Below are 4052 nucleotides of genomic sequence, written 5' to 3'. Positions count from 1 at the left end.
TAACGTAGCTATTTTTTCTGCAGCATCATGTACAACCAATGCTATATCACCTATATTAAAAGTGATAGAAGATAATTACGGAATTAATAAAGGACATTTAGAAACCATACATGCATACACAAACGACCAAAATTTGGTAGACAATATGCATGACAAATACAGACGTGGTAGAGCAGCAGCTTTAAACATGGTAATTACGGAAACAGGTGCGGGTAAAGCAGTTGCCAAAGCAATACCTGCTTTAGAAGGTAGATTAACTTCGAATGCAATTAGAGTACCTGTGCCAAATGGGTCTTTGGCAATATTAAATTTACAATTGAGAAGCAAAGTAACCAGAGAAAGCATAAATGCAATTATAAAACAACATGCCTTAGAAGGCGATTTGGTAGAGCAAATAAAATACTCGTTAGACAATGAGTTGGTATCATCAGACATTATAGGTACCACAGCTCCATCAATTTTTGATAGCAAAGCAACATTAACAGACCAAGAAACTGTGGTACTTTACGTTTGGTATGATAATGAATATGGATACTCACACCAAGTGATTCGTTTAGCAAAACACATTGCAAAAGTTAGAAGATACACGTATTATTAAAATACTCTTAGTGCAAATTCATTCAAGTAATTTTGAATGTAGAAACCCGTTTCAGATTTCTGTTTCGGGTTTTATTTTTAGAAGCTATTTCACGCTTTCCATTATATCTTTTTATGCTTAATATATTAAAAAAGCTCGTTTTTTTATACCTAACTTTTGTCTTTTACAAGAGTCTAATCAAGTTTAGCATAAAAAGGATGCCATTTCAATCGTGGCTAAACTTGTTTGCTAACTTTCTGTTTTTTTTACCAAATCTATATTTTTAAACTTCCTAATATGGTAAAAAGAATATTCTCCTTAATTTAGCCATAAAAATAAAAGCAATGAAATTTAGATTATTCCTAATAAGCATCTTACTGTTATCTGTGTTAGTAAACGCACAAGAAAAACTTCCATATTACGAAATCCCAAAGATGGATCAAAAGTATACAGCACAAAATACAGTAGCAAGAATGATAGATGGTTTGGGTTTTAGGTACTATTGGGCCACAAAAGGATTAAGACCAGAGGATTTAGCTTATCAACCTAAAGGAGAAGGTAGAAACTGTCAAGCTACCATAAATCACTTATACGATTTGTCTAATATGATGTTGCGCTTAACAAAAACAGAAGTTACTCAAGAAATAGAAAAATCTAAAATGACGTTTTCAGAAATGAGAAAACAAACTTTATTAAATATTGAGGCAGTAAGCAAAAAAATAAAAACCAGTAAAAATTTAGGAAAATTTTCAGTAAAAAATGACGGTAAAATAAGCATCCCATTTTTTAATGTAATAAATGGGCCTATTGCAGATGCTATTTGGCATACAGGGCAAGTTGCAAGTTTTAGGCGTTCTTCTGGCAACCCTATAAACCCAAAAGTAAATCATTTTTCTGGTACAGTAAGAGAGTAAAAAATACCTTTCATTAAAAAAAAAGGTATTTAAAGTCTTTTTAGAAATAACAAAACTTATTCTTCCTCAAAAAATGAAATGTTAGCCTCAAATTCTGGACTTAAAAAATCATCTTTACTCATAAAATATTCCGAAGTTATTAACCTATATCCAGTATCTTTTTTTTGTAGTTCCCAAATTATATCATTGGCCTCTTCAAAAGCTTCATCTGCTTCTAATTGATGATGAAACAGACGAATAATTACATTATGACTATCTAAATTTTTTGCAAAACATTTTAAAGCTATTTCTTTGGTTATATTTTTATCGGCATTTGCGTTTGGTATAATTTCAAAATCAATGATACTAGCTTTTGTGTTCGGAAATTTTCCATTAAAAGCTTTATATAAGAGTTGGTTTATTGTAAAAAGTGTTTGATGTAATTCAATTCTTGGGTATTCTTCAGAAATTTTATCCACAAGCATCTCATATGAAAGAGAATCTATTTGCCCTTCATTTAATTCGTCAGACAGTTTATAATCCAACAAAATTCTAGCAGCTTCACTAGGCTCTTTATCTGCAATAGCCATAAAAAGCAATTCTCTTAATTCTTCGATATCAGTAGTTTTAGTTCCTGGTAATTCAAAACGATTCAAAAGCTCTTTATAATCTTCAATATTCCATGAATTTTCTAGTTCGTCAACTGTAGAAATTTTATGTATTTTTATAGCGTATTTCATTTATTTATTTCATTTTTGAATGATACTTTAGAATACAAAATTTAAACACCAAAAACAAGTTTTTTCTTAGAAATTATGACGATTCAAGAACAGATAATTGCACTTAGAGAGGAGTTAAATACACATAATTACAATTATTATGTTTTAGACAATGCCACAATTTCTGACTTTGATTTTGATAACAAATTAAAAGAACTTGAAAAACTAGAGAAGGTAAACCCTGAGTTTTTCGATGCAAATTCTCCAACTCAAAGAGTAGGAGGTGCCATCACTAAAAATTTTGAAACAGTTACCCATAAAAATAGAATGTATTCTCTAGATAACTCTTATTCTAAAGAAGATTTGTTAGACTGGGAAAAACGAATTCAAAAAAATCTTGGAAGAACAGATATCGAATATACGTGCGAATTAAAATACGATGGAGCATCCATAAACCTAACTTTCGAAAACGGACAATTTGTAAAAGCGGTAACTCGTGGAGATGGTTTTCAAGGAGATAATGTAACAGAAAATGTAAAAACCATACGTTCAATCCCTTTAGTAATACAAAAAGAATTTGTTTCAAATTTCGAAATGCGAGGCGAAATTATTCTGCCTTTAGAAGGTTTTCATAAAATGAATGAAGAACGTTTGGCAAATGATGAGGAAGCATATAGAAACCCAAGAAACACAGCTAGTGGAAGTTTAAAACTTCAAGACAGCGCAGAGGTAGCAAAAAGACCTTTAGATTGTTTATTGTATCAAGTAGTTACAGAAGAACGTAAATATAAGACACATTTTCAAATTCTAGAAAATGCGAGAAACGTAGGTTTCAAAGTCCCAAAAACCATCACTTTAGCAAAAAGTATAGATCAAGTTTTTGAGTTTGTAAATCATTGGGATGCTGAAAGACATAATTTACCATACGAAACAGATGGTGTCGTTATAAAAGTAAATAATTTACAGCAACAAGAAGAGTTGGGTTATACCTCAAAAGCCCCAAGATGGGCAATTGCCTATAAGTTTAAAGCAGAACAGGTTGCTACAGTTTTAAATGAAATAACCTATCAAGTGGGTAGAACTGGTGCAATAACACCAGTAGCAAATTTAGAACCTGTGCAATTAGCAGGTACCACAGTTAAACGTGCATCTCTGCACAATGCAGACCAAATAGCAAAATTAGATATTAGGGAAAAAGATACTGTTTTTGTAGAAAAAGGAGGCGAAATTATTCCAAAAATTATAGCGGTAGATTTTTCTAAAAGACCAATAGATTCTGTACCTACAATTTATGCTACAAATTGTCCAGAATGTAATACGCCTTTGGTTAGAACAGAAGGAGATGCAAAACATTATTGCCCAAATCAATTTGGTTGCGCACCACAAATTACAGGTAAAATACAACATTTTATCAGCAGAAAAGCGATGGATATTGATGGTTTAGGTGGTGAAACTGTAGATTTATTAAGAAAAGAAGGTCTTATAGAAAACTATGCAGATTTATATGATTTAAAAGTAGCGCAAGTAATTCCTTTAGAACGTATGGCAGAAAAATCGGCACAAAATATGATTTCTGGAATCGAAAAATCAAAAGAGATTCCTTTCGAAAAAGTACTATTTGCCCTTGGTATTCGTTTTGTAGGAGAAACTGTGGCTAAAAAATTAGCAAAACACTTTAAGTCTATAAACAATTTAATGGCAGCAACTTTTGATGAGTTAATAAGTGTAGATGAAATTGGCGAAAGAATAGCACAAAGTATTGTAGATTTTTCATCAAACCTAAGTAATATACAACTCATAAACAGATTAAAATCTTATGGTTTGCAGCTACAAGTTTCAGAAGAGAGTTTGCAAAATCAAACC

3 protein-coding genes and 1 pseudogene are annotated in these 4052 nt (G+C 31.4%); 3 read left to right on the top strand and 1 reads right to left on the bottom strand.

Going from position 1 to position 4052, the window contains the following annotated elements; all coding sequences use genetic code 11:
* Positions 1–598 (top strand): annotated as a pseudogene (locus ACTG3S_RS11870) (glyceraldehyde-3-phosphate dehydrogenase); the annotation flags it as partial.
* Positions 599–921: 323 nt separating this feature from the next.
* Positions 922–1491: a hypothetical protein gene (locus ACTG3S_RS11865; RefSeq protein ID WP_439129563.1), complete on the top strand. Its 570-nt coding sequence runs from the start codon at positions 922–924 to the stop codon at positions 1489–1491.
* 56 nt (positions 1492–1547) lie between these two features.
* Here the strand turns inward: ACTG3S_RS11865 and ACTG3S_RS11860 are convergent, their stop codons facing one another.
* Entirely contained in the window at positions 1548–2210 is a 663-nt protein-coding gene (locus tag ACTG3S_RS11860) for a hypothetical protein (protein ID WP_439129562.1), read from the bottom strand.
* A gap of 75 nt (positions 2211–2285) precedes the next feature.
* Here ACTG3S_RS11860 and ligA point away from each other — a divergent pair.
* Positions 2286–4052: NAD-dependent DNA ligase LigA (gene ligA, locus ACTG3S_RS11855; RefSeq protein WP_439129561.1), on the top strand; the 1767-nt coding region annotated here is incomplete at its 3' end.

Source organism: Polaribacter sp. (assembly GCF_965656025.1).
Classification (GTDB): domain Bacteria; phylum Bacteroidota; class Bacteroidia; order Flavobacteriales; family Flavobacteriaceae; genus Polaribacter.
Note: the sequence above shows the minus strand (reverse complement) of the source record. Positions and strands in the feature narration are given on the sequence as shown.

Coding starts and splice junctions, on each gene's coding strand:
- ACTG3S_RS11860 (WP_439129562.1), bottom strand. CDS start 2,210: ATGAAATACGCTATAAAAATACATAAAATTTCTACAGTTGACGAACTA.
- ACTG3S_RS11865 (WP_439129563.1), top strand. CDS start 922: ATGAAATTTAGATTATTCCTAATAAGCATCTTACTGTTATCTGTGTTA.